This window comes from Polynucleobacter sp. MWH-Adler-W8 (assembly GCF_001889925.1).
Lineage (GTDB): Bacteria > Pseudomonadota > Gammaproteobacteria > Burkholderiales > Burkholderiaceae > Polynucleobacter.
This window is the reverse complement of sequence record NZ_LZFI01000003.1, coordinates 287,674-311,370: the sequence shown is the minus strand read 5'-3', so window position 1 is coordinate 311,370 and position 23,697 is coordinate 287,674. Positions and strand designations below refer to the sequence as shown.

General features: G+C 47.0%; 24 protein-coding genes. 12 read left to right on the top strand and 12 right to left on the bottom strand.

Features of this window, described 5'->3' with window-relative positions:
• Positions 1-26 precede the first annotated feature (26 nt).
• Together AOC28_RS04960 and purN are read right to left on the bottom strand one after the other, a co-directional pair.
• Positions 27-1,586, bottom strand: coding sequence for an RsmB/NOP family class I SAM-dependent RNA methyltransferase (locus AOC28_RS04960; protein ID WP_072582843.1), 1,560 nt, complete (start codon positions 1,584-1,586; stop codon positions 27-29).
• Complete coding sequence (purN, locus tag AOC28_RS04955) at positions 1,583-2,212, bottom strand: phosphoribosylglycinamide formyltransferase (RefSeq protein ID WP_072582842.1); 630 nt, start codon at positions 2,210-2,212, stop codon at positions 1,583-1,585. Before purN ends, AOC28_RS04960 begins: the two co-directional genes overlap by 4 nt.
• Positions 2,213-2,251: 39 nt before the next feature.
• Between purN and AOC28_RS04950 the strand changes: the two genes are divergently transcribed.
• Genes AOC28_RS04950 through dut form a run of 5 tightly spaced genes read left to right on the top strand, consistent with a single transcriptional unit; the run spans position 2,252 to position 8,250 of the window.
• Positions 2,252-3,202 (top strand): bifunctional riboflavin kinase/FAD synthetase, encoded by a 951-nt coding sequence (locus AOC28_RS04950; RefSeq protein WP_072582841.1) that lies wholly within the window; start codon positions 2,252-2,254, stop codon positions 3,200-3,202.
• Positions 3,195-6,056, top strand: coding sequence for an isoleucine--tRNA ligase (gene ileS, locus AOC28_RS04945; protein WP_072582915.1), 2,862 nt, complete (start codon positions 3,195-3,197; stop codon positions 6,054-6,056). The genes AOC28_RS04950 and ileS overlap by 8 nt, the downstream gene beginning before the upstream one ends.
• A gap of 11 nt (positions 6,057-6,067) precedes the next feature.
• On the top strand, positions 6,068-6,559 hold the full coding sequence (gene lspA, locus AOC28_RS04940) for a signal peptidase II (protein ID WP_072582840.1): 492 nt from the start codon (positions 6,068-6,070) through the stop codon (positions 6,557-6,559).
• Between the two features lie 9 nt (positions 6,560-6,568).
• Positions 6,569-7,780, top strand: coding sequence for a bifunctional phosphopantothenoylcysteine decarboxylase/phosphopantothenate--cysteine ligase CoaBC (coaBC, locus tag AOC28_RS04935; protein WP_072582839.1), 1,212 nt, complete (start codon positions 6,569-6,571; stop codon positions 7,778-7,780).
• Between the two features lie 20 nt (positions 7,781-7,800).
• The gene (gene dut / locus AOC28_RS04930; protein ID WP_072582838.1) at positions 7,801-8,250 is read left to right on the top strand and encodes a dUTP diphosphatase; all 450 of its coding nucleotides are present in this window, start codon (positions 7,801-7,803) and stop codon (positions 8,248-8,250) included.
• 10 nt (positions 8,251-8,260) lie between these two features.
• Here the strand turns inward: dut and AOC28_RS04925 are convergent, their stop codons facing one another.
• The 4 genes from AOC28_RS04925 to clpS all read right to left on the bottom strand — a co-directional run bounded on the left by AOC28_RS04925 (position 8,261) and on the right by clpS (position 12,703).
• The gene (locus AOC28_RS04925) at positions 8,261-9,640 is read right to left on the bottom strand and encodes an APC family permease (protein ID WP_072582837.1); all 1,380 of its coding nucleotides are present in this window, start codon (positions 9,638-9,640) and stop codon (positions 8,261-8,263) included.
• A gap of 136 nt (positions 9,641-9,776) precedes the next feature.
• Positions 9,777-10,010: a hypothetical protein gene (locus tag AOC28_RS04920; protein WP_072582836.1), complete on the bottom strand. Its 234-nt coding sequence runs from the start codon at positions 10,008-10,010 to the stop codon at positions 9,777-9,779.
• A 42-nt stretch (positions 10,011-10,052) separates the two neighbouring features.
• Entirely contained in the window at positions 10,053-12,359 is a 2,307-nt protein-coding gene (gene clpA, locus AOC28_RS04915; protein ID WP_072582835.1) for an ATP-dependent Clp protease ATP-binding subunit ClpA, read from the bottom strand.
• The gene (clpS, locus tag AOC28_RS04910) at positions 12,356-12,703 is read right to left on the bottom strand and encodes an ATP-dependent Clp protease adapter ClpS (protein ID WP_237767734.1); all 348 of its coding nucleotides are present in this window, start codon (positions 12,701-12,703) and stop codon (positions 12,356-12,358) included. Before clpS ends, clpA begins: the two co-directional genes overlap by 4 nt.
• Positions 12,704-12,988: 285 nt before the next feature.
• On the opposite strand from clpS, the gene AOC28_RS04905 reads away from it, so the two are divergent.
• Both AOC28_RS04905 and AOC28_RS04900 read left to right on the top strand, forming a co-directional pair.
• Positions 12,989-13,192, top strand: coding sequence for a cold-shock protein (locus AOC28_RS04905; RefSeq protein WP_011903586.1), 204 nt, complete (start codon positions 12,989-12,991; stop codon positions 13,190-13,192).
• A gap of 84 nt (positions 13,193-13,276) precedes the next feature.
• Complete coding sequence (locus AOC28_RS04900; protein WP_083564230.1) at positions 13,277-13,741, top strand: DUF192 domain-containing protein; 465 nt, start codon at positions 13,277-13,279, stop codon at positions 13,739-13,741.
• 84 nt (positions 13,742-13,825) lie between these two features.
• Here AOC28_RS04900 and AOC28_RS04895 read toward each other — a convergent pair whose 3' ends face one another.
• The 3 genes from AOC28_RS04895 to argF form a co-directional block, all read right to left on the bottom strand.
• On the bottom strand, positions 13,826-14,131 hold the full coding sequence (locus AOC28_RS04895) for a pyrimidine/purine nucleoside phosphorylase (protein ID WP_072582833.1): 306 nt from the start codon (positions 14,129-14,131) through the stop codon (positions 13,826-13,828).
• Positions 14,132-14,184: 53 nt separating this feature from the next.
• Entirely contained in the window at positions 14,185-15,417 is a 1,233-nt protein-coding gene (locus AOC28_RS04890) for an argininosuccinate synthase (RefSeq protein WP_072582832.1), read from the bottom strand.
• 79 nt (positions 15,418-15,496) lie between these two features.
• On the bottom strand, positions 15,497-16,444 hold the full coding sequence (gene argF, locus AOC28_RS04885; protein WP_192846854.1) for an ornithine carbamoyltransferase: 948 nt from the start codon (positions 16,442-16,444) through the stop codon (positions 15,497-15,499).
• 152 nt (positions 16,445-16,596) lie between these two features.
• Here argF and AOC28_RS04880 point away from each other — a divergent pair, with 152 nt between their 5' ends.
• A complete protein-coding gene (locus AOC28_RS04880) occupies positions 16,597-16,911 on the top strand; it encodes a DUF3579 domain-containing protein (protein ID WP_083564229.1) in 315 nt (104 codons plus the stop codon).
• Between the two features lie 73 nt (positions 16,912-16,984).
• Here AOC28_RS04880 and rpsT read toward each other — a convergent pair whose 3' ends face one another.
• Positions 16,985-17,251, bottom strand: a complete 267-nt coding sequence (rpsT, locus tag AOC28_RS04875; protein ID WP_071466054.1) for a 30S ribosomal protein S20 — start codon at positions 17,249-17,251, stop codon at positions 16,985-16,987.
• Positions 17,252-17,402: 151 nt separating this feature from the next.
• Between rpsT and murJ the strand changes: the two genes are divergently transcribed.
• The gene (gene murJ / locus AOC28_RS04870; RefSeq protein WP_072582829.1) at positions 17,403-18,956 is read left to right on the top strand and encodes a murein biosynthesis integral membrane protein MurJ; all 1,554 of its coding nucleotides are present in this window, start codon (positions 17,403-17,405) and stop codon (positions 18,954-18,956) included.
• A 5-nt stretch (positions 18,957-18,961) separates the two neighbouring features.
• Positions 18,962-19,804: a tetratricopeptide repeat protein gene (locus AOC28_RS04865; RefSeq protein ID WP_072582828.1), complete on the top strand. Its 843-nt coding sequence runs from the start codon at positions 18,962-18,964 to the stop codon at positions 19,802-19,804.
• A 46-nt stretch (positions 19,805-19,850) separates the two neighbouring features.
• Here AOC28_RS04865 and AOC28_RS04860 read toward each other — a convergent pair whose 3' ends face one another.
• Positions 19,851-20,495 (bottom strand): VTT domain-containing protein, encoded by a 645-nt coding sequence (locus AOC28_RS04860; protein WP_072582827.1) that lies wholly within the window; start codon positions 20,493-20,495, stop codon positions 19,851-19,853.
• Between the two features lie 58 nt (positions 20,496-20,553).
• On the opposite strand from AOC28_RS04860, the gene miaA reads away from it, so the two are divergent.
• Positions 20,554-21,561 (top strand): tRNA (adenosine(37)-N6)-dimethylallyltransferase MiaA, encoded by a 1,008-nt coding sequence (miaA, locus tag AOC28_RS04855; RefSeq protein WP_072582826.1) that lies wholly within the window; start codon positions 20,554-20,556, stop codon positions 21,559-21,561.
• Between the two features lie 11 nt (positions 21,562-21,572).
• Here the strand turns inward: miaA and purM are convergent, their stop codons facing one another.
• Positions 21,573-22,625, bottom strand: a complete 1,053-nt coding sequence (purM, locus tag AOC28_RS04850; protein WP_072582825.1) for a phosphoribosylformylglycinamidine cyclo-ligase — start codon at positions 22,623-22,625, stop codon at positions 21,573-21,575.
• A gap of 72 nt (positions 22,626-22,697) precedes the next feature.
• Between purM and AOC28_RS04845 the strand changes: the two genes are divergently transcribed.
• Entirely contained in the window at positions 22,698-23,687 is a 990-nt protein-coding gene (locus tag AOC28_RS04845; protein WP_083564228.1) for an AI-2E family transporter, read from the top strand.
• Positions 23,688-23,697 lie beyond the last annotated feature (10 nt).

Here is a 23,697-nt window from a genome sequence, read left to right as displayed (position 1 = left end):
GGGAATCCCTAAAGAGGTCTAAAACTCTATTTTAGTTCTTTAGGAGTCTTCTTGTTTTTGACCTTAGTCTCTTTTTGGGCATCTTTTTCTGACTCCGCAACTGGGGTTGCAGCTTTCTTCTGGAACACAGCACCAAAGAAGCCATCCGTTCCATGAATATGGGGCCATAACTGCCACCAAGGATTATCCGAACTACAACCTATCGGTAATTTATCCTTCGGAAACAACGGCTTAAGAACTTCAGCTGCCGGAACAGCCTCAAATTGAGGATGTTTTGCCAGAAAATCTTCGGCAATAGCTTGATTCTCTTGGGGTAACAGGCTGCAGGTGGCATAAACCAAGCGTCCGCCTGGTTTTAGCAAGCGCGCAGCTGAGGCCAAGATATTCATCTGCTTCTGATTGAGCTCCAAGACTCCGGCAGGGGTCTGGCGCCATTTCAGGTCAGGATTGCGGCGCAGGGTACCCATGCCACTACAAGGGGCATCCACTAGGACACGATCAATCTTGCCGGCCAAGCGTTTGATCTTGGCGTCATTCTCACTATCAATCCACACTGGATGCACATTAGAAAGACCGCTACGGGCCTGCCTTGGCTTCAAATTCGCTAAACGACGCTCTGATGTATCTAAAGCATACAAACGCCCTGTAGAGCGCATGATCGCCCCAATGGCCAAAGTCTTGCCGCCAGCTCCAGCGCAAAAGTCAACAACCATCTCACCACGTTTAGGTGCGAGTAAGTAAGCCAAAAGCTGACTACCCTCATCCTGCACTTCAAACATGCCGGCTTTAAAACCAGCAGTATTTTGCAGAGCAGGTTTGCCCATAATGCGCACGCCATCAGGCGCGTAAGGAGTTGGTATTGCTTGATAGCGACCGCCCAATGCATTCATCTGCACAAGCAGTTCTTCGCGATTGGTTTTCATGGTGTTCGCACGTAAATCTAACAGTGCTGGATGCATTAATGACTTAGCCAACTCTTCACGAGCTTCTTCACCAGGATATTTTCCAAATGCATCCCATAACCACTCTGGCAAATTGTTGCGCACAAGAGGATTTAATGCCGCAGGATCAACCGTTGCAAAACGTTGCAGCCACTCATATTCACCAGGCTTAAGAACATGTGCCAAGTCGGCGATAGCGCTCTCTGCACGATTAGCAGACCCCAAGCCGCCTTCAGACAGCGCAGACAGCAAACCCAATAGGGCTAAGCGTCTAGGCTGAGAGCCTTCGCCGCTCGAAGCAAATTGAGAGAACTCATTTTTACGACGCAATATGGCGAACGCACTCTCAGCAATCAAAGCACGATCGCGATTTCCGAGTTGTTTTTCTTCTCTGAAATAACGACTGACTACTCGGTCAGCTGGCTGTTCAAAACTCAGCAACTCGGGAAGTAAACGCTCAAGATGAATTGCATGCTGCGGCAATGCTTTCGCATTGGAAAAATTCTTTTGGCCTTCTGGCGCAATTAAATTACCACTGGCATTGCGACGCTCAGGACGACGCAATGGATCTTTCGATTTAGTCGCGTAACTTTTGTGTGGGGCTAGTCTGCTGCCAGATCTGCGGGGTGGACGTTCTGCACTCATAATTTAAAAAATTGCGACTCCGGGGGTTGTAACTTCACTTGATTACCTTCTATTCGCAATCGTCCATCGAGGAACCATTTTACGGCCCGCGGATAAATTTGATGCTCGGCAGCCAAAACACGGGCGGCCAAGGTGTCCGCATCATCACTTTCCAGCACTGGAACGGAGGCCTGACAAATAATTGGACCCTCATCCACACCCTCATTCACGAAGTGCACGGTGGCACCATGCTCTTTCACTCCAGCCTCCAGAGCCCGCTCGTGGGTATGTAAACCGGGGAAGGCGGGCAACAAGGCTGGATGGATATTGATCAAGCGACCCTCAAAATGGCGAATAAAGCCTGGAGTCAAAATTCTCATAAAGCCTGCAAGAACCACCAAATCAGCCCCTAAGGCATCAATCTGCGCAATTAAGGCAGCATCAAAGGATTCTCGGGTCGCGTGCTCTTTATGCTCAATGGTAAAGGCCGGAATACCCTGCGAGCGAGCAAAATCAAGGCCCTTAGCCGCCGAGTGATTCGCTATAACCCCAGCAAAAGTGACTGGCCATTGCTCTTTTTGAGCCATTTTGACGATAGCCTCGAAATTAGATCCGCGGCCGGAGATTAAGGTGACGATAGAAGGCATGCCCACAATATAATTGATGGCTACCCTGAAAGCGATTTTGTGAACGTATTCCGTGGCCCCACCCAGTTTTCTGCAGGACCAGCTTGTGCCCTAACCATCGGTAATTTCGATGGCGTGCACAGGGGTCATCGCGCCCTACTCAAGGAGTTGGTTGATGGAGCCAAGGATCAAGGCCTGGTTAGTTGTGTAATGACCTTTGAGCCTCATCCAAAAGAATTCTTTTCACCAGAACAAGCCCCGCCCCGCATTCTGAATTTGCGCGACAAATTAGCCGCACTTGCCGAGCTTGGAATAGATCGTGTTGTTGTAGAGCACTTCAACTCTGCTTTTGCCAAACTGTCGCCCGAAGAATTTGTTTCAGAAATTATTGTGAAACGACTGAACGCTAAATGGATTTTGATTGGTGATGATTTTTGCTATGGTGCAAAACGTGCAGGCAACTTTGCCAGCCTAAAAGCTGCTGGTGAAAAATATGGCTTTAAAGTCTCTAGCATCCAAACCATTCAAGAAAATGGTGAGCGTATTTCTAGTTCTGCACTTCGTACTGCGCTAGCTTCTGGTGACATGCAGTTAGCAGAAAAATTATTAGGGCGTCCTTACGGAATATCTGGGCACGTGCTTCATGGTCAGAAGCTAGGACGTCAACTTGGGTTCCCCACTTTGAATTTAGCGGTTGCCAATCATCTCCACCATCGCAAACCGGCAACGACCGGAATCTTCACTGCACAAGTGTTAGGCTTAAGCGATAAGCCACTGCCTGCTGTGGCGAGCTTGGGTGTTAGACCAACAGTGGAAGATGAAGGCAGAGTATTGCTAGAAACTCACATTTTTGATTACAACGCGGATGTTTACGGAAAAATTATTACCGTAGAACTATTAGAAAAAATCCGTGATGAGGCGAAGTATCCGGACCTCGAAACCCTTACACAAGCGATTGCAGCAGATGCAACACATGCCAGAAATTATTTCCAGAAAAAAGCTTATGTCTGAAAAAGAAAACTCTTATCCCGTCAATCTACTAGATACTTCTTTCCCAATGCGAGGAGATCTAGCTAAGCGCGAACCACAATGGGTAGCTGGCTGGCAAAAAAACAAGCTCTACGAAAAGATTCGTGCGGCCCATGCCAATCAACCAAAATTCATTCTGCATGATGGCCCTCCATATGCAAATGGCGATATTCATATTGGACACGCAGTAAACAAGATTTTGAAAGACATGATCGTCAAATCACGCTGGCTCATGGGCTTTGACTCTGTTTATGTACCCGGCTGGGATTGCCATGGTATGCCGATTGAAATTCAGATTGAAAAAGAGTTTGGCAAGAATTTACCAACTGCCGAAGTGCAATCCAAAGCACGTGCCTATGCTCATGTTCAAGTGGAAAAACAGAAGAAAGATTTTGAACGCTTAGGTGTATTAGGTGATTGGAATAACCCCTACCTCACTATGAACTTCCGCAATGAGGCTGATGAAATTCGTGCCCTTGGGAAAATCTGGGAAAAAGGATATGTCTTCCGCGGATTGAAACCGGTGAACTGGTGCTTTGATTGTGGCTCCGCGCTAGCTGAAGCGGAAGTGGAATACCAAGATAAAACTGACCCAACGGTGGATGTTGGCTTTGCCTTTGATGATGTACAGCGCCCACAGCTGGCAAAAGCATTTGGACTTGCTGAGCTACCAAATAAACCAGGTCAAATTGTCATCTGGACAACAACTCCTTGGACCATTCCTGCCAACCAAGCAATGAATGTCCACCCAGAACTTACTTACGCCTTAGTAGATGTTGGCAACAAGTTATTAATTCTGGCAAAGGACCGAGTTGAGATTTGTTTGCAAGACTATGGTCTAGAGGGCGAAGTGATTGCCACTTGCCAGGGTGCTCAATTGGCAAACATTTCTTTCTGGCATCCGCTAGCGCCATTGCATGAGGGCTATAAGCGTCTCTCACCTATTTATCCGGCAGAGTACGTTACCTTAGATACCGGTACTGGCATTGTTCACTCTGCGCCCGCTTATGGCGAGGAGGACTTTAAGTCTTGTAAAGCCAATAAGCTTGCTGATAAAGATATTCTGAATCCAGTCATGGGTAATGGCGTTTACGCATCTTGGTTGCCACTCTTCGCCAATGAATATATCTGGAAAGCCAATCCCAAAATTGTTGAAGCTATGCGCGAAGTAGGCAGTCTCCTGCGTGATAAAACGTATACCCACTCATACATGCATTGCTGGCGTCACAAGTCGCCTATTATTTATCGCGCAACCTCACAATGGTTTGCCAGCATGGACAAGAAACCGTCCGATGGCAAAGCAAGTTTGCGTGAGACTGCATTAGCGGGCATCGATAGCACTGAGTTCTTCCCGGCATGGGGTAAACAACGTCTTAACAGCATGATTGCCAATCGTCCGGACTGGACTTTGTCACGTCAGCGCCAATGGGGCGTGCCAATGGCGTTCTTTGTACATAAGGAAAGTGGTGAACCACATCCACGTACTGTTGAACTACTCGAAGAAATCGCTAAGCGTGTAGAAAAAGAAGGTATTGAAGCCTGGCAAAAATTGGAAGTTGCCGAGCTTCTGGGCGAAGAAGCTGCCCAGTATGAAAAGAACCGTGACACCTTAGATGTCTGGTTTGATTCTGGAACAACCCATTGGCATGTCATTCGTGGATCGCACCGTGATGAGTTATTAACTGCTGACGCAGAAACACCAAACGGTCGCTTGGCTGATTTATATCTCGAGGGTTCAGACCAACATCGTGGTTGGTTCCACTCCTCATTGCTGACTGGCGCCATGCTCGATGGCAAGCCACCATATAAGGCACTCCTTACGCATGGCTTTACCGTCGATGGTCAAGGCCGCAAGATGAGTAAATCTGTGGGCAATGTGATTGCGCCTCAACAAGTTGCCGACAAACTCGGTGCTGAGATCATTCGCCTCTGGGTTGCCTCTACCGACTACTCAGGTGAAATGACGATCTCAGACGAGATTCTCAAACGCGTTACTGAGAGCTATCGTCGTATTCGTAATACTTTGCGTTTCTTGCTAGCCAACCTATCAGATTTTGATCCTAGCAAGCACACGATGCCTGCTGAGCAGTGGCTTGAGATTGATCGCTACGCAGTTGCTCTTGCTAATCAATTGCAGAGTGATACGGAGGCGCATTACAAAGCATATGAATTCCAACCAGCAGTAGCTCGCATGCTGTCTTTCTGCTCCGAGGACTTGGGCGGCTTCTATTTGGATATTCTGAAGGATCGCCTCTACACGAGCGCACCCGACTCTCCTGACCGTCGCGCTGCTCAGAACGCCCTATTCCATATCACCCGAAACCTCTTAAAGTGGCTATCGCCATTCCTCTCCTTCACCGCAGAGGAGGCCTGGAAAGACTTCCCCCATGGCTCAGGCAGCAAGCCTGCAGAATCGATCTTTATGGAAGAGTTTGGCAAGTTCCCTGAGATTGCTCATGCTGAGGAATTGCTGGCTAAATGGAATCGTATTCGTGAAATTCGTTCTGAAGTAACTAAAGCAATTGAGATTGAGCGCGAAGCAGGTAATGTAGGCTCATCGCTGCAAGCTGAACTCACGATCAAAGTCGGTGATGTTGATTTCGCCATCCTCCACTCATTAGAAGATGATTTACGCTTTGTAACCATCACCTCTAGCGCCAATACTGAACTCAGTAATGAGGGGTTAGAAGTTTTGGTACGCGGTAGCCAATATAAAAAATGTGGGCGCTGCTGGCATCACACCAAAGATGTAGGAAGCAATGCCGACCATCCAGAATTATGTGGTCGCTGTATTAGCAACTTGTTTGGTGATGGTGATCACCGCCTCTTCGCTTGAGTAGCAGCCATATGAAAAGTCTTGCTCTACCTCGTTATCTAGCAATTGCTGTCATCGTGTTATTGCTAGATCAACTTAGCAAGTGGTCAGCACTCAGTAATTTGCAAATGGGTGTACCTGAACCTGTTCTGCCTTTTATGAACTGGCTACTCCTCTTTAATCCAGGTGCCGCGTTTTCATTTCTGGCGCAAGGCTCTGGTTGGCAGCGCTGGTTCTTCACCATTCTTGGGCTAGTAGCCTCTGTTTACATTATTTGGATGCTATATAAAAACCAAAGCGATAAGCTACTCTGCATAGCCTTGAGCTTCATTCTGGGTGGCGCACTTGGTAATGTCTTAGATCGCGTTATGTATGGTGCTGTAGTCGACTTTATTGACTTACATTACGGCAATTGGCATTGGCCCGCATTTAATATGGCCGATAGCGCCATCTGCATCGGTGCTGCCCTCATTATTTGGGGTGAATTACGCAAGTCATTTGGCAAATCCGCCCAATCCCATTAAGCTGGCGCCATGCAATCACTTATTAATAAGAAGATCGTTCTCGGAATCTCTGGTGGGATAGCGGCCTATAAAGCCCCTGAGCTTGCACGTCAACTCATGCAAGATGGTGCATCCGTACAAGTAGTGATGACCGAGGCTGCACAGCAATTTGTAACGCCTGTGACCATGCAAGCCCTCACAGGTAATCCGGTTTACCTGAGTCAATGGGATAGCACCATTCCAAACAATATGGCGCACATTGAGTTATCTCGTTCTGCAGATGCCATTCTGATTGCCCCTGCAAGCGCTGATCTCATGGCCAAGCTTTCTCTGGGCTTAGCTGATGACTTATTGACCACCTTATGCCTTGCAAGAGATTGCCCTCTCTTGCTGACTCCGGCGATGAACAAGCAGATGTGGGAGCATGCAGCTACCCAAAGAAGCATCAAACGGCTTGCGGACGATGGCGTTATCCTTCTTGGGCCTGCCAGCGGCTTCCAAGCTTGTGGCGAAGTGGGTATGGGCAGAATGCTTGAGCCTACAGAAATCACTGAGCAAGTCATTGCCTTCTTTCAGAAAAAAGTATTGGCCGGCAAAAAAGTATTAATTACTGCAGGCCCCACATTTGAAGCGATTGATCCAGTGCGTGGCATCACCAATCACAGCTCGGGCAAGATGGGTTTTGCTATTGCAAGAGCTGCTGTTGAGGCTGGCGCTCAAGTCCATTTAATTGCTGGGCCATGTAATCTCAGTACCCCACTTGAAGCTACCGGACAAATCACCCGCACCAATGTCGTTAGCGCCAAAGAAATGCATGCGGCTACTCTGAGTGCAACTGACTGCGATGTTTTCTTTGCAGTCGCCGCCGTCGCTGACTGGGGCATTGCTAAGCCCGCCAAAGAAAAAATGAAGCGCCAAGGTAATCAAGCGCCTCATCTAGAGTTTTCAGCTAACCCAGACATTCTGCTTGATGTTGCTAAGACAGTGAAAACTAAAGGTGGTAAGCCGCACCCCTATTGCGTAGGCTTTGCAGCAGAGTCAACAGATCTAGAAAAGCATGCCGATGAGAAGCGCCAGCGCAAAGGTATCCCAATGATTGTTGGCAACATTGGTCCCGATACATTCGGCAGCGACCTCAATCAATTGCTCGTGATTGACACCAGCGGCAGCAAAAAAATTGCTAAAGCAGAAAAGCTTCAGCTTGCACGTCAACTCATTGCGCTAGTTGCTAAGAAAATTTAAATCCCCGTTTTAGGAACATCATGCAATCTCTCCAAGTCAAAATTCTCGACGAACGTATGCGCGATCAGTTGCCAAGCTATGGCACCCCTGGCAGCGCTGGATTAGATCTGCGCGCCTGTATTGATGAAGCAATCGAGATTGCCCCTGGTCAAACGGTGCTCGTGCCTACCGGATTAGCAATCTATGTTGAAGATCCACGCTATGCGGCCTTTATTCTGCCGCGCTCTGGCTTAGGCCATAAGCATGGCATCGTTCTTGGTAACTTAGTTGGCTTAATTGACTCAGACTATCAAGGCCAGCTCATGGTGAGCACTTGGAATCGCGGCTCCACTTCATTTAAGCTCGAGCCGATGGAGCGTTTAGCTCAATTGGTTGTCATGCCGGTACAACAAGTAGAGCTCAAGGTAGTTGACGAGTTCACCGAGAGTAGTCGTGGCGCCGGTGGCTTTGGCAGCACAGGACGTGCCTAATTAAAACACTCTAACGAGTGGTAGCGAGTGCTCTTTTGCGACTAAATGCTAGGGGCAGAAAACCTAAAAGCAAACCTCCAACTCCCATCATGATGGTAAATGCATCAAAAGTCGGGATGCTGTAAATAGCAACGAATACCATGAATGCGCCTGAGAACCCAGGCCATATAACGTATGCCATCGCTGACCCGAAGCCGGCATTGAGTTTTTTCCTGTAATGCCATGCACAAGCAAAGCCAGTCAAACTCATATAAAAACAAATCTGAAATCCAATTGCCAAAATGGAGCTGGTCAAGATTGCTTTCACTGAAGGCATAAAGGATGAGGAAAAAAGTAATATCACCCCTAAAAACCAAATAACAAAAGTAGCTACCCAAGGCGTCTTATATTGGTCATGCACTTTTGCGTAGACCGGATGCAACATACCATCTCGCGCCATTGCAAACATGCTGCGACTGAATTGCAAAATTTGAGTCTCTATCGTTCCGACCGTACTAAATATGGTGCAAAAGACTGCAAGATAACTCCAGGGTGCCGGGAATAATTTATTGGCAATTGCAAAAAGGACATTGGTACCAGAGTCGGCAATTTCACGATCAGTTAAGACCATTAAAACCACAACCATCATCAGCACAAAGAAAAGCATCATATTCAGTACCGACCAAAATGCCCCCTTACCTGCAGCCCCACCTGCGTTTTTTTGCCCACCCTTACTCTCCTCACTTAAGTTCATGGTGACATCCCAGCCCCAGAAGAAAAAGATGGCCGTAAGCGCACCCGTAGCGAATAGTTGCGGAGAAAAAGAGAGCGGAGAAATCCATACAAAGGAAGGTGGGTGTGCCGGCTTTGACCAGTAACTCATCAGTCCACCAGCAATCAGCACGAATAAAATGACAGACTCAAAAAGAGTGAGCGCGATTTGCATAAAACTGGAATGCTTTATGCCCCGCCCAACAATTAATGAAACCACCGTTAACCAGACGGCAGCTATTGCCGAAATGAGTTGGGTGTTTTCAGCTTGATCAGGAGCGATGAGCAGCAAGGTAGAACTAGCCGCAGGAATGGTTGCCGAAACCATGAAAAAAATAGAGGCAATCAATAAACCCCAGCCAGCAAAGAATCCCCAAGCAGGTCCAAAAACATGACCCACCCAAGCATAGGCGGCACCAGCGTTAGGCTGAATCTTGCTCAAATGAATGAAAGCTAAGGTGATCCCAAACATAATGAGGCCGCAATACAAAATGCTTCCTACAGATAAAACACCGACCGAGGCAACAATAGCCGCGCTAGTTACGGCAACACTAAAGGCGGGCGCGGTCCCCGCAATACCCATAATGATTGACTCAAATACGCCTAGTGAATTTTCTGCCAAACCATCGGATGAGCTCATATATAGAAATATTGCTTAAATTGCCTAAAGAAGAGATTCTATTATTAAATAACCTAGGCGACGAACTTCAGCAAATTGTTTGCAAACGAGTAATAAAAAACCACCCGAAGGTGGCTCTCCTTAGATTACAAATTGCTTACTTACGAATATGGGCCTTACGTGCCGCATCTTGTGACATGCCTGCACCAGCGCCTTCACGAGATTCTTTTTCAGCAGTAATTTCTTTACGGCGCTCTTTGCAAGAACCAGCAATCTCCTGCAAAGCCTTACGAGCGCGTGCTGCAGAAGCTTTAATACCTTTGCCTTGAAACTTTTCATTCTCAGCTTTGTAGTTTTCAAAAGCTTCTAGTAATTTATCGTGATGAGACATATCTTCCTTTTTTGGGTTGTTTTTATTTAAAAAATTAGCGAATTAAATTTCTTCAGCAGGTGCTACATCTGCTTTAGAACGTTTTCCTGGCAATACTGGAGCATCAAAGTTCAATAGGACTTTGCCATCAGCATCAATATCAACATCCACATGACCGCCTTGAGCTAACTTACCAAACAGCAGCTCATCAGCAAGTGCTTTACGCACAGTGTCTTGAATAATGCGTTGCATCGGACGAGCGCCCATTAAAGGATCGAAGCCATGCTTGGCCAAATGGGCTCGCAAGGCAGGGCTAAATGTTGCATCCACTTTCTTCTCATGGAGTTGCTCCTCTAACTGCATCAAGAACTTATCAACCACGCGCATGATGATCGACTCATCAAGAGCTTTAAAGGAAACAATGGCATCCAAGCGATTGCGGAACTCTGGCGTAAAGAACTTCTTGATATCAGCCATCTCATCACCAGACTCACGCGCATTGGTAAAGCCAATGGTTGATTTCTGCATTGCCTCAGCGCCGGCATTGGTGGTCATGATGATGATCACGTTACGGAAATCGGTCTTGCGACCATTGTTATCCGTCAAAGTGCCATGATCCATCACCTGCAAGAGAATATTGAAAATATCTGGGTGAGCTTTTTCAATTTCATCAAGCAAGAGCACGCAATGTGGCTTCTTATTAACAGCTTCAGTGAGTAAGCCGCCTTGATCAAATCCTACATAACCTGGAGGCGCACCAATCAAGCGACTCACTGCATGACGCTCCATGTACTCGGACATATCAAAACGGAGCAACTCAATACCTAGAATATAGGCAAGCTGTTTAGCAACTTCAGTCTTACCAACACCAGTTGGTCCGGAGAACAAGAATGAACCAATTGGACGATCGATCTTGCCTAGACCAGCACGAGTCATTTTGATAGCACTAGCCAAGGCCTCGATCGCAGGATCTTGACCGAAGACCACACTCTTAATGTCACGATCCAGAGTTTGCAACTTACTACGGTCATCGACTGTGACTGATTGTGGCGGTATGCGGGCAATCTTTGCCACAATTTCTTCAATCTCTGGGCGACCAATAGTTTTCTTCTGCTTAGACTTCGGCAAAATACGTTGAGCGGCACCGGCTTCATCGATGACGTCAATCGCCTTATCTGGCAAATGACGATCATTGATATAGCGAGCAGAAAGTTCTGCGGCAGCAACTAATGCACCAGCCGCATACTTCACGCTGTGATGCTCCTCAAAGCGCGACTTTAAGCCGCGTAAGATTTGCACTGTTTGATCTACGGTTGGCTCTACAACATCCACCTTCTGGAAACGACGTGATAAAGCCGCATCCTTTTCAAAGATGCCACGGTATTCCGTAAAGGTGGTTGCGCCAATACATTTCAACTGGCCATTAGACAAAGCAGGCTTCAATAAATTGCTCGCATCCAATGTGCCGCCAGAAGCCGCACCCGCTCCAATCAGCGTATGAATCTCATCAATAAATAAAACACCATGAGTGTGATCTTTGAGTGACTTGAGAACACTCTTCAAGCGTTGCTCAAAATCACCACGGTATTTAGTGCCCGCTAAAAGAGCACCCATGTCTAAAGAGTAAACAGTCGCGTTAGCCAAAATATCCGGCACGTCGCCCTTCACAATTCTCCAGGCCAAGCCCTCAGCAATTGCTGTCTTACCTACGCCAGCCTCGCCCACCAATAACGGATTATTTTTGCGACGACGGCAGAGCACTTGAATCACGCGCTCTACCTCGCTCTCGCGCCCAATTAATGGGTCAATCTTGCCTTGACGGGCCATTACATTGAGGTTCTGGGTATATTGCTCAAGAGGGCTTTCTTTACCAGAAGATGCAGATTCCTCAGCCTCGTGCGAAGGCTCAACGGGCTTGACATGCTCTGATTGATCTTTACGCACACCATGACTGATGAAGTTCACGACATCTAAACGGGTAACGCCCTGCTGTTGCAAGAAATAAACCGCATGCGAATCTTTTTCACCGAAGATGGCGACCAGCACATTTGCGCCGGTCACTTCTTTCTTGCCGTTTGATGTTGACTGCACGTGCATGATGGCGCGCTGAATCACACGCTGAAATCCCAGCGTGGGTTGCGTATCTACTTCATCATTCCCCGGCACCACAGGCGTGTTGTCGTTAATAAAGTTTTTGAGTTGAGCGCGCAGCTCTGCGATATTGACTGCGCAAGCCTTTAAGACTTCGACCGCAGTAGCGTTATCCAGCAAAGCCGCGAGCAAATGCTCGACTGTGATGAACTCATGTCGCGATGCCCTTGCGTCAACAAACGCCATGTGCAAACTCGCTTCTAATTCTTGGGCAATCATGCTTCCTCCATAGTGCACTGTAGTGGGTGACCCGCTTCACGGGAGAGTTCGATAACTTGATGCACTTTCGTAGCGGCAACATCGCGGGTAAATACTCCGCAAACGCCCTTGCCAACTAAATGTACTTGCAACATGATGCGTGTAGCTGTTTCATGATCCTTATTAAAATACTCCTGAATCACCATCACCACAAATTCCATTGGCGTGTAATCGTCATTCATTAATAAAACTTTATACATCGAAGGCGCCTTAACTTGCTCGATTTGCTTTTCGAGCAGAAGGGTATCTTCAACGTACGGATTGCTGGGGTTGCCAGTGGTGGGATTTTTGGGAGCGCGACTCATGAGAAACATTCTAAACACAGATATCCAAACTTTAATTTACAGAGGCCATGTTGCGAAAAACACGCAAAAACCCCTCTTAAACCCATATTGGGGCATTTTTCGATAAAAAAAGGGGTAATTACTAGGGGGTAGGGACATATAACTCCTTGACACCCCTCGAAAAAGGGCAAACAATCGGGGGGTAGGCTTCAAGAGAGGTTCTATTTAGGCGTGTTGTGGATTGAGACTGATTAAAAAGTATTTACCCTCATCACGGTTGTTTTAAGTTTATGTAATGGAGTTCGCATGGCGACCGGAATTGTTAAGTGGTTCAATGATGCAAAAGGTTTTGGCTTTATCAAACCTGATGATGGTGAAGAAGAGTTGTTCGCGCATTTCAGCGCAATTACTATGCCTGGGTTCAAAACCCTCAAGGAAAACCAAAAGGTAACGTTTGACATTACCCAAGGTCCTAAAGGCAAGCAAGCTACCAATATCCAAGCGGCTTAATAGTCCTTAGATCATTATTAAAAACCCAGGATTCGTTCCTGGGTTTTTTTTCGCCTGCAATTTGTATGACTTAAAATACACAGCATGTCTATATCAATCTCCAGCACTTCACAATTATTGCGCCAAGTATTTTCTACTGCGCTCTTTCTTTACTCCACCCTAACGCTCGCCCAGGTTAACGTCGGTCTACCCAACATTGAATTAAAGACGGGCATCTACCGTATTCAGGCTGAGCTTGCCGATACACCGAAGGCTAGAGAAGTTGGTCTCATGAACCGAGCCAGCATGCCAACCAATTCTGGAATGTTATTTATATTCGAACAAAAAGCTGGTCACTGCTTCTGGATGAACAACACCAAGATCCCGCTCTCGATTGCGTTCATTGCAGATGATGGCAAGATTGTGAACATTGAAGAGATGCAGGCTGAAACTACCAACAATCACTGCCCTAAAGCAGCTGTGCGCTATGCACTGGAAATGAACAAGCAGTGGTTCTCTGAGCGTGTGATCGTCCCAGGGACGGTTGTTACGGGTTTGCCGAGAAATTAATTCAACATCACTCAAATCCATTGATGTTAGGCCAATAAAAAAACGCAGACCGAGGTCTGCGTTTTGTTTGTGGGCACCTTTGATTTATTCAAAATGGCAAACGTAGTGCACTGGTTGCTCAGCACGAATAATGAAGTAACCGCCCTTTTCCACTTCCCAGCTTTGACCAGCCTTGAACTCTTGCTCAGGGGCCCCATTGATGCTGACAAAAGCATTGCCATCAACTACTTCCATAATCTCCCTAGTACTTAAGTCAAAACGCAAGGTGCTTGGCAATACCACACCAACTGACTTACGAACGCCATTAGGCAATGTCACAGTATGAGAAACACACTTGCCATCAAAAAATACATTGGCCTTCTTGCCTACGGAAACTTGGTCAAATTGCATCTTGGTTCTTTCTATTCTGTTAGGTTCTAATAGTTTGCTTGTTTTATTGTTTTTTATTTCTTGGCGCGCTTACGTCTAGCTGTTTCAGCAATACGCATACGTAATGCATTGAGCTTAATAAAGCCGCCAGCATCTGCTTGGTTATATGCGCCACCGTCATCATCAAAGGTTGCAATATTTTGATCAAACAAAGTATTTGCTGAATCACGTGAAATCACGGAGACGGAACCTTTGTAGAGCTTGAGGCGCACAACGCCATTCACAGCCAGTTGTGTATGGTCAATCAAGGTTTGGAGTGCGAGACGCTCTGGCGCCCACCACAAACCGTTGTAGATCAAACTGGCATAGCGAGGCATCAAATCATCCTTTAAGTGGGCTACTTCACGGTCCAAGGTGATGCTTTCGATACCACGATGAGCCTTTAGAAGAATGGTGCCGCCAGGCGTTTCGTAACAGCCACGGCTCTTCATGCCAACAAAGCGGTTTTCTACTAGGTCGAGACGACCAATGCCATGTTTACCACCAAGACGATTTAATTCAGCCAACAACTCATGTGGCTTATAGGCTTTTCCATCAATTGCTACCGGGTCGCCAGCCTTAAATTCGAGCTCGATAATTTCTGGGGCATCTGGAGCCTTTTCAGGAGAAACGGTCCAACGCCACATAGACTCTTCTGCCTCTGCGTTTGGATTCTCGAGGTGACGGCCTTCATAGCTAATGTGCAAGAGGTTCGCATCCATTGAGTACGGTGAACCGCCTTGCTTATGCTTCATCTCAACCGGAATGCCATGCTTTTCTGCGTAAGCCATCAACTTCTCACGTGAGAGAAGATCCCATTCACGCCAAGGAGCGATTACCTTGATTCCTGGTTCAAGGGCGTAGTAACCTAATTCAAAGCGAACCTGGTCATTTCCCTTGCCGGTCGCGCCGTGCGATACAGAGTCAGCGCCAGTCAAGCGAGCAATTTCAATTTGGCGCTTAGCGATTAATGGGCGCGCAATAGAGGTGCCCAACAAATATTCACCCTCGTAAATCGTATTCGCACGGAACATTGGGAACACAAAGTCACGAACAAACTCTTCGCGCAAGTCATCAATAAAAATGTTTTCAGGCTTGATGCCAAATTGCAAAGCCTTAGCGCGTGCTGGTTCCAACTCTTCGCCCTGACCTAAGTCAGCGGTAAAGGTCACGATCTCGCAGCCATAAGTATCTTGAAGCCACTTCAAGATCACGCTGGTATCTAGACCGCCGGAATACGCTAAGACTGCTTTTTTAATATCGGACATGTTTTTCTTATTCAATCAAAATTAATGAAAACGAATTGCTTGTTATTTGTTAATTATTTTATTGCTGAAGTTTTATTACTTAATCCAAACGACCACAGAGTAAATATTCCATTAGGGCCTTTTGGACATGCAAACGATTTTCCGCCTCTTCCCAAACAATACTTTGTGGTCCGTCAATCACTTCTGCTGAAACCTCTTCACCACGGTGCGCTGGCAAGCAGTGCATAAACAGCGCATTAGGCTTAGCTAATGCCATCAACTCTTCATCCACCATCCAATCCTGGAAAGCATTCATGCGTAAAGTATTTTCGTCTTCATAACCCATGCTGGTCCAGACGTCGGTGCTCACTAGGTCAGCCCCGTTGCAGGCTTCTTTAGGATCGGCGCAAATGGTTAAATGCTTGGCGGATTTCGGCGACAAACGTGTTGCATCCAACTGATAGCCCTCTGGCGCAGAGAAGCGTAACTGAAAATCTAAACATTCAGCCGCTTGTATCCAGGTATAGGCCATATTATTGGCATCACCTACCCAAGCTACCGTCTTTCCTTGAATCGGGCCACGGGCCTCTACAAACGTGAAGATATCGGCCAATACTTGGCAAGGGTGAAATTCGTTTGTTAGGCCATTGATTACCGGCACCCGTGAATTCGATGCAAAACGCTCAATAATGTCTTGGCCAAAGGTGCGAATCATGATGATGTCAGTCATCCTTGAAATCACCTGAGCAGCATCCTCTACAGGCTCGCCACGACCCAATTGGGTATCTCTGGTGTTCAGGTATACCGCATGACCACCAAGCTGATGGATGCCCGCCTCGAAGGACAGACGAGTACGGGTGGAGTGCTTCTCAAAAATCATGGCCAAAGTGCGGTCATGCAGTGGATGCCAAGTTTCATAGCTCTTGAATTTGGCCTTAAGCCACGCCGAACGCTTGAGTAAATAGTCGTACTCTTGACGAGTCAGGTCAGAAAACTGCAGGTAGTGCTTTACCTTACCGGGCACTTGAGGCTTTGCCAGCGATGTCATAGTTGAGCTTTCTACTAAAGTTTTGGCTTGCATTTTTTTCTTCAAACATTCGGCTGCACGAAAATAGACCCTAAAGCCATCTTACGGCCAACTTGGGCTGTTAAGCTAGAGGACTTAGTAATACTATTTCTTACAACCATCATTACGCGAACTTGAACCACAAAAAGCTTTTCATTCAAGGCATTACCACTTCTGGCAAACCATTTCGACCCAGCGATTGGGCGGAGCGTCTGTGCGGGGTGATGGCTACTTTTCGCCCTCCCGGTGATTCCGGGGACCCTCGCTTCACTTATTCGCCCTATGTCAGACCAGTGCTTATTGCAAAAGTGAAATGCGTTGTTATTGATACTCGACTGAGGGATCTAGATCCCCGAGCGCTAGACTTTGTCATGAACTTTGCCAAAGACAATAGCCTACCAATCGAAGAGGCGTGTGAGTTCAACCCAACAACCCCAGCCCAGCCTTAAAAACAAAAACCCGCTCTGATGAGGAGCGGGCTTAGGTCGAAACTACTTCGACCAGCCTAAAACTAAAACTGTATTACGCTGCCATCGCCTTGATAGCTGCAGACAAACGTGACTTCTGACGAGCTGCAGTGTTTTTGTGAGCAATCTTTTTGTCAGCAATCTTGTCGATTGTTGCTTGAGTTGCCGCGAAAACTTTCGCTGCAGAAGCTTTGTCACCAGTTTCAATCGCTTTACGAACTGCCTTAATGGAAGTGCGGAGCTTTGAACGCAAACTGGAGTTATGTTCGTTTTGTTTTACTGCTTGGCGTGCACGCTTGCGCGCTTGTGCTGTATTGGCCATCTTTAAACCTTGCCTCTATAAATTGCAAAATGCGATTAGTTAAAAATCTTGCGGACTTGCCAGAATCATAAGCAAGCTCGCCAAAACCCAAGATTTTACCTTAAAGGGGCAAAAAAGCCCAGCCGACCGATAAATAGGTGAAAATCGCCTCATGAATCTGCTTTCTGCCGCTGCCAAGGTCAGCTCCCTAACTATGCTGTCCCGTATTACGGGCCTGCTCCGGGAGACCCTCATTGCCCGTAGTTTCGGGGCTTCCGAGTGGACAGATGCCTTTAATGTGGCTTTTAGACTACCCAATTTGCTACGTCGGCTATTTGCCGAAGGGGCCTTTTCTCAAGCTTTTGTACCGATTTTGGGCGAAATTGCCACAAACGAAGACCAAACCAAGGCCAAAATCCTCATAAATGCAGTCGCCACGCTCTTATTTTGGGCTTTGCTGCTTACGGTACTACTGGGAGTCATTGGCGCCCCAGTGCTCATTCTGGTCATTGCCACAGGGTTTAAAGGTGGTCCAGCCTATGACGCCAGCGTCGTTATGACCCGAATCATGTTCCCCTATATCGGGCTAATTTCTATGGTCTCCCTCTCAGCGGGGATCTTGAACACCTATCACCGCTTTGCAATCCCGGCATTTACGCCTGTCTTGCTCAATCTTGCCTTAATTGGTAGCGCCATCTTTTTGGCACCCCACTTAGAGCAACCAATTTATGCCTTAAGTATTGGTGTTTTACTTGGTGGAATACTGCAACTTGCCCTTCAAGTTCCAACGCTTGCTCGCCTCGGCCTATTGCCTCGCATTGGTTTATTGCCTGGCGCCATCAAATCAGCCGTCACCAATCCGGAAGCTCGGCGCGTCATGAAATTAATGGGGCCGGCAGTATTTGCTGTTTCTGTCGCACAAATCTCCCTCATCATTAATACCAACATTGCTTCACGTCTGCAGGCGGGAAGTGTGTCGTGGCTATCCTACGCAGATCGCTTAATGGAATTTCCAACTGCACTACTGGGTGTTGCCCTAGGAACCGTTCTTTTGCCAAGCCTCAGCAAGGCCAATGCCAAAAACGATTTAGTACATGCCGGTGAATTACTGATTTGGGGATTGCAACTTACATTCTTGCTGGCTGCGCCTTGCGCAATTGCACTCTTTATTTTTGGTGAGCCTTTGGCGGCAGTCTTGTATCACTACGGTAAATTCAGTGCGCTTGATGTCGTGATGACGCAACGTGCATTAGCGGCTTATGGTGTTGGCCTCATTGGTTTAATTCTGGTAAAAATTTTGGCACCCGGATTTTATTCACGTCAAGACATCCGCACCCCCGTCAAGATTGGATTACTCGTTTTAGTAGCCACCCAGTTAGCCAACCTAGTATTTGTTCCCTGGCTTGGGCATGCTGGCCTTGCCCTTTCAGTTGGTACTGGCGCCTGTCTAAACGCCGCCCTGCTATGGGTTGGCCTGCATCGACGCGGAGCTCTACCTAATTCAGGCTGGCTCAAGTACCTCGGTCAGCTATTGTTAGCTCTCATCCCCTTCGCAGCAGTGCTTTTTTATGCTGCTGGCACACACAATTGGATTGCCCTCCAAGCTGAGCCATGGCTACGTATTGGCTTGGTGGGAGCATGGCTAGGTCTTGCGGCCATTGTTTACTTCGCATCACTAGGTTTAGTTGGAATTCGCTGGCAAAAATTCTTGCGTCATGCAAAATAGCCAGTATGCCAACACAACAACTCGACTATTTCACCTCCCTAGTTGCTGAAGACGAACATCTTCCTTTAACGGAGGCAGCAATCGCTGTCGCACAGCACGCTTATCCTGATTTAGATGTTCAAGGGGCTCTCGATCAAATTGATGAGATGGGTAACAAACTCAAAACTCGCATCACGCCTGATACCTCACCCGTTCAGCGCTTACAAATTTTGAAGCATTTCTTTTATACCGAGCTGGGTTTTGGTCCGAACCCAAATGATTTCTATGCTCCTGAAAATTCGTACTTGCATTACATCCTTGAAAATCGCAGAGGGATCCCCATCTCATTAGCTATTTTGATGATGGAATTAGGCAATCAAATTGGCTTGAAAATTCGGGGTGTTTCATTTCCGAATCACTTCATGATGCGCATCTCTTTGCAACAGGGTGAAGTCATCATGGATCCCTTGACCGGTGAATCGTTATCAAAGACTCAGTTACAAGAAATGCTTGATCCCTACCTGGACGCCAAAGGCTATCGGGGTGAGTTGAGTCTGCCGCTCAATATCTTCCTACGTGCTTCTAGCTCAAGAGAGATTCTGTCGCGCTTTCTGAGAAACCTCAAAATGATTTACTCAGAACATGAGCGCTGGGAGCGTTTACTAGGCATTCAAGAGCGTTTGGTGATCCTGTTACCAGACTCTATTGAAGAGATTCGGGACAGGGGTTTGATTTTTGCGCAACTTGAGTACTTACGTCCCGCATTGGCGGATATGCATCGCTATCTCAGCGAAGTTCCAGAAGCTGAGGATGCTGGCGACATCCGCGAGCACATTGCCACACTTGAAAGTCAAACCAAGCTGCACTAAAGCCGAGTGGGCGTTAGTGTAAGCACTTTGGTTTTTTAAACTTCTGTTAGTTTTTCTTGCGCTGAAAAATTTTGTAGGTTGCTGCAAATAAAACTGGCACAACAGCTGCACCCACACCTACCAGGACGATCACATTGAGATTCTGGCGAATGACAGGGATATTGCCAAAGAAATATCCTGCTATGACCAAACCAAAGACCCACAAGGCCGCACCAGTGATATTAAATAACTGAAAGCGTGAGAAGTTCATCTCGGATACACCCGCAATAAAGGGTGCAAAGGTACGAATAATTGGCAAGAAGCGGGCAAGGATGATTGTTTTGCCACCATGCTTTTCATAAAAAGCGTGGGTTTTTAATAAAGCGCCTTGATCAATCCAGTGCGATTGACTGCTGAATACTCGCTTACCAATCCAGCGGCCAATGAAGTAGTTCACGGTATTGCCTGCGACCGCAGCAATCAATAAACCAATACACAAGGTCCAGATATTGAAATGCTCGGTAGCGCAATAGGCGCCTGCAATGAACAGAAGCGAATCACCTGGTAAGAAAGGTGCGACCACTAGGCCTGTTTCTGCAAAAACAATAGCAAAAAGGAGGCCATAGGCCCAAGGACCGTATTGCTGAATCACCACATCTAAATGTTTATCAATATGCAGCAATAAATCACTGATTTGCAAAAGGGTATCCATCAACTCGCTCTTTAACTTATGGGTTGTTGCGGATATTAACAGGCTCTTATAATCAGGTATGCAAACTGAACCCTACATTCAGCCTATGCATGCTCCAAATGAAGTCTCAACGCTTTGTATTGTTGGGCCTACTGGCGCAGGCAAAACCCATCTCGCCATGTCTTTGGCTGAGCATGCGAAATCCATTGGCTTAACGATTGAACTTATCAGCATGGATTCCGCTTTAGTCTATCGGGGTTTAGATATTGGCAGCGCCAAACCAACTAAGTCAGAGCAAGCTGCGGTTATTCATCATCTGATTGACATCATTGATCCGACTGAAGTGTATTCAGCGGCACGTTTTGCTAATGATGCAAAACGACTTTGCACCGAGATTCGTGCGCGAGGCAATATTCCAGTGGTGGTTGGCGGAACGATGTTGTATTGGCGGGCATGGGCGCATGGCCTCTCCTCGCTCCCTCCAGCAAATCCAGAAATTCGTGCTCGTTTGGATGAAGAGGGTAAAGCCATTGGCTGGCCAGCAATGCACGACAAGCTTGCCAAGGTTGATCCCAAAACTGCAGCGCGCTTAAAGCCAAACGATTCCCAACGAGTGCAACGTGCTCTAGAGGTTTATGAAATTACCTGCAAACCGATGTCTATATTACTGGCCGACTCACCCAGTGAAGATGGCAGAGAAGGTTCAGCGATTCCATCATGGATTAAGTTAGTTTCGCTTGAACCAAGTGATCGTAAGCGTTTGCATCTGAACTTAGAAAAGCGTTTTGATGAAATGCTTGCCGCTGGATTTATGGATGAAGTCAAAGCGCTACGTACCAATACTGGATTGCATGCAGATCTTCCAGCGATACGTTCGGTTGGTTATCGCCAAGCTTGGGAGTTTCTCAATGGTGAAATTGATGCTGAGGAAATGCGTTACAAAGCATTGGCAGCGACGCGCCAACTTGGTAAGCGTCAACTTACATGGCTGCGTGCAATAGATGGAAGAGGCACATTTGACCCCTTCAACCCCGAAGAGTTGAAGGCGGCGCTAGATTATTGCAAAAGCAATCTCATCCAAAAATAAAGGTAGATCGTTTAGATAACGATGGTTTGTGGCGCATCTTTTGGACGCTCAACCACTTCACCAACTGTCCAAGCCTTGAGACCTTGCGCAGTTAATGATTTGATTGCTGTATCCACTTGATCAGGCGCAACAATCACAACCATACCGATGCCGCAGTTAAATACGCGCACCATTTCTGCATCAGCAACGCCACCCTTCATTTGCAACCAACGGAAGAGGTCTGGCATTTGCCAGCTATCGCGATGCAAAACTGCTTGAGTGTTTTCTGGGAGCACGCGTGGCACGTTATCAACCAAACCACCACCCGTGATATGCGCCATTCCTTTTACATTGATTTCAGAAATCAATTTGAGCAGTGGCTTTACGTAAATTTCTGTTGGCGCCATCACCACATCACCCAATGGACGACCGCCCAAATCATCAGTAGGCTTTGCACCAGCACGCTCAATAATCTTACGGACCAATGAGTAGCCATTTGAATGTGCGCCACTAGAGCCAACTGCTAATACCGCATCACCCGGAACAATCGTTGCGCCAGTAATGATTTTGGATTTTTCAACTGCGCCCACGGCAAATCCGGCTAAGTCATATTCGCCTGGTGGGTACATGCCCGGCATTTCTGCGGTCTCACCACCGATTAATGCGCAACCAGATAATTCACAACCCTTGGCAATGCCACCAACAACCGTTGCTGCGGTATCCACAGTCAACTTGCCGCATGCAAAGTAGTCCAAGAAGAAAAGGGGCTCAGCACCCTGAACCAGGATGTCATTCACACTCATGGCTACCAAGTCTTGACCAATGGTTTCATGACGATTCCACTCAAAAGCCAGCCTTAGCTTAGTACCAACACCATCCGTACCGGATACTAATACTGGCTCCTTATAGCGCTTAGGTACCTCAAAAAGGGCCCCAAAGCCGCCAATTCCGGCCAAAACACCCTCGCGCATGGTTTTCTTGGCAAGCGGCTTAATGCGGTCAACCAGGGCATCGCCAGCATCAATATCGACACCAGCGTCACGGTAGGAAAGGCCTTTTGAGGAAGAATTAGTAGATGAGGTCATGTCAGCGCTGGAATATTAGTAAAAAATGCTACTAGGTCAGTAGAATCATTGAATTCTAGAGGATTACTCGTCATGGCTGAAATTTTTACCCCTTTTCTGGCTGCATTCATCCTTGCCTACATCCTGAGGCCTGCTTTTCTATGGCTGGAAAGAAGACGCATTCCCTCATCCCTGGCTGCAGGACTCACTGTCATCTTAGGGTTGGCTGCAGTAACGGCGATATTGAGCCTCTTTATAGGCCTCCTCAAAACAGAAATTCCCCTAATCAAAGCCCAGCTCCCAGGATGGATCTCAAATACACAAGCATGGCTGGGTCCTGAATTAGCTGAATTTCATATTGATGTTGATTGGGGTACTTTAAAAAACACAGCATCGCAAAAAATTTCAGAGCATATTAGCGACAATGCCGACTCACTAATGAGTACCACGATAGACACCGTACTGATGTCGGGCAGCTCGGTTATCACTGGCTTTGTAAATTCCGTATTAATTCTATTTGTGATGTTTTATTTATTGATTGATTGGAATCAATTTTTTCAGTACGTCAAAAATTTAGTACCTAAGCGCGCCCAAGAAACCGTACATCATCTTGCAATGCATACCGATGGACTGCTCTCTCAGTATCTCAATGGCATGGTAATCGTTGTCTCCATCATGTCCGCTTTTTATAGCATTAGCTTGACTTTGATTGGCATCAAAGGTGCGGTTGCTTTGGGTATTTTTACCGCCTTAATGATTGTGATTCCTTATATCGGCATTGCACTAGGATTCACGCTTGCTATAGTTTCGGCCCTTCTTCAATTTGGTCCGGGCTCAGAAATCATCGGTGTACTAGTCATCTATGGAATTGGGCAATTCTTAGAAGGCTTCTTCTTGACGCCACGCCTAGTGGGCGAGCGCATTGGCCTGCATCCCGTTGCCGTCTTGTTTGCGTTGCTTTTCTTTGGCAAGCTATTTGGCTTCTTTGGTGTATTACTCGCCCTACCAATTAGTGCGGTCAGCTTAGTCTTAGTCCAGTACTTATGGTCTATTTATACGCAAAGCTCTTGGTATCAAAAATAAGTTTGGTAGC

What these genes read in the sequence shown, in the direction of transcription:
- AOC28_RS04960 (WP_072582843.1), bottom strand. Translation starts at nt 1,586, where the DNA reads ATGAGTGCAGAACGTCCACCCCGCAGATCTGGCAGCAGACTAGCCCCA.
- purN (WP_072582842.1), bottom strand. Translation starts at nt 2,212, where the DNA reads ATGCCTTCTATCGTCACCTTAATCTCCGGCCGCGGATCTAATTTCGAG.
- ileS (WP_072582915.1), top strand. Translation starts at nt 3,195, where the DNA reads ATGTCTGAAAAAGAAAACTCTTATCCCGTCAATCTACTAGATACTTCT.
- lspA (WP_072582840.1), top strand. Translation starts at nt 6,068, where the DNA reads ATGAAAAGTCTTGCTCTACCTCGTTATCTAGCAATTGCTGTCATCGTG.
- coaBC (WP_072582839.1), top strand. Translation starts at nt 6,569, where the DNA reads ATGCAATCACTTATTAATAAGAAGATCGTTCTCGGAATCTCTGGTGGG.
- dut (WP_072582838.1), top strand. Translation starts at nt 7,801, where the DNA reads ATGCAATCTCTCCAAGTCAAAATTCTCGACGAACGTATGCGCGATCAG.
- AOC28_RS04925 (WP_072582837.1), bottom strand. Translation starts at nt 9,640, where the DNA reads ATGAGCTCATCCGATGGTTTGGCAGAAAATTCACTAGGCGTATTTGAG.
- AOC28_RS04920 (WP_072582836.1), bottom strand. Translation starts at nt 10,010, where the DNA reads ATGTCTCATCACGATAAATTACTAGAAGCTTTTGAAAACTACAAAGCT.
- clpA (WP_072582835.1), bottom strand. Translation starts at nt 12,359, where the DNA reads ATGATTGCCCAAGAATTAGAAGCGAGTTTGCACATGGCGTTTGTTGAC.
- clpS (WP_237767734.1), bottom strand. Translation starts at nt 12,703, where the DNA reads ATGAGTCGCGCTCCCAAAAATCCCACCACTGGCAACCCCAGCAATCCG.
- AOC28_RS04905 (WP_011903586.1), top strand. Translation starts at nt 12,989, where the DNA reads ATGGCGACCGGAATTGTTAAGTGGTTCAATGATGCAAAAGGTTTTGGC.
- AOC28_RS04900 (WP_083564230.1), top strand. Translation starts at nt 13,277, where the DNA reads ATGTCTATATCAATCTCCAGCACTTCACAATTATTGCGCCAAGTATTT.
- AOC28_RS04895 (WP_072582833.1), bottom strand. Translation starts at nt 14,131, where the DNA reads ATGCAATTTGACCAAGTTTCCGTAGGCAAGAAGGCCAATGTATTTTTT.
- AOC28_RS04890 (WP_072582832.1), bottom strand. Translation starts at nt 15,417, where the DNA reads ATGTCCGATATTAAAAAAGCAGTCTTAGCGTATTCCGGCGGTCTAGAT.
- argF (WP_192846854.1), bottom strand. Translation starts at nt 16,444, where the DNA reads ATGACATCGCTGGCAAAGCCTCAAGTGCCCGGTAAGGTAAAGCACTAC.
- rpsT (WP_071466054.1), bottom strand. Translation starts at nt 17,251, where the DNA reads ATGGCCAATACAGCACAAGCGCGCAAGCGTGCACGCCAAGCAGTAAAA.
- murJ (WP_072582829.1), top strand. Translation starts at nt 17,403, where the DNA reads ATGAATCTGCTTTCTGCCGCTGCCAAGGTCAGCTCCCTAACTATGCTG.
- AOC28_RS04865 (WP_072582828.1), top strand. Translation starts at nt 18,962, where the DNA reads ATGCCAACACAACAACTCGACTATTTCACCTCCCTAGTTGCTGAAGAC.
- AOC28_RS04860 (WP_072582827.1), bottom strand. Translation starts at nt 20,495, where the DNA reads ATGGATACCCTTTTGCAAATCAGTGATTTATTGCTGCATATTGATAAA.
- miaA (WP_072582826.1), top strand. Translation starts at nt 20,554, where the DNA reads ATGCAAACTGAACCCTACATTCAGCCTATGCATGCTCCAAATGAAGTC.
- purM (WP_072582825.1), bottom strand. Translation starts at nt 22,625, where the DNA reads ATGACCTCATCTACTAATTCTTCCTCAAAAGGCCTTTCCTACCGTGAC.
- AOC28_RS04845 (WP_083564228.1), top strand. Translation starts at nt 22,698, where the DNA reads ATGGCTGAAATTTTTACCCCTTTTCTGGCTGCATTCATCCTTGCCTAC.